The following is a 629-nucleotide window of genomic DNA, read 5'->3' on the forward strand; positions in this document are numbered from 1 at the left end:
TGTTGATTCCTACTGGATCACATGGATCGTTCGGATCACTTGGACTTCCTGGTACTACACCGAAGTCATTTGGAATCAATGGTGTACTTGGATCGTCGATTCCTGTTGTTTCTTCACAATCTGTTAATCCATCGTTATCTGAATCTACTATTGAAGGACAACCTAAAACGTCATCATCTGTGATGGTAACCGTTCCGCTATCTGTTGTGTTGCTCGTGTTTCCGCTTGTAACTGTTCCATTGACTGTAAAGTCTTCTACTGGCTCGCCGATCATATCATCCGTAATTGGAATCGATACGTTTACGCTCGTCGCACCTGCTGGAATCGTTACCGTAGTGGTCGTGCTTGTATAATCATTTGGATCCGTTGCACTGTTATCTACTGTTGTAATACTTACTACCGTATCTACTGAGCTTGGATTGTCAATGCTTACCGGTACACTTGCTGTGCCATCTGCTTCATTGACCATCACATCGCCTACACTGATTGCTGGAGCATCATCATCTGTGATGGTAACCGTTCCTGAATCTGTGGTATTGCTTGTGTTGCCACTAGTCACTGATCCGTTGACTGTAAAGTCTTCCGTTGGCTCGCCTACGGTATCATCGGTAATTGGAATACTTACGTTC

At 44.4% G+C, this 629-nt stretch carries 1 protein-coding gene; it reads right to left on the reverse strand.

The window, feature by feature from the left end:
* A partial coding sequence (locus tag AA089_RS23215; RefSeq protein ID WP_046759414.1) for a Calx-beta domain-containing protein occupies nt 1-629 on the reverse strand: 629 nt, incomplete at both ends.

The sequence above is a fragment of the Kordia jejudonensis genome (assembly GCF_001005315.1).
GTDB classification, from domain to species: domain Bacteria; phylum Bacteroidota; class Bacteroidia; order Flavobacteriales; family Flavobacteriaceae; genus Kordia; species Kordia jejudonensis.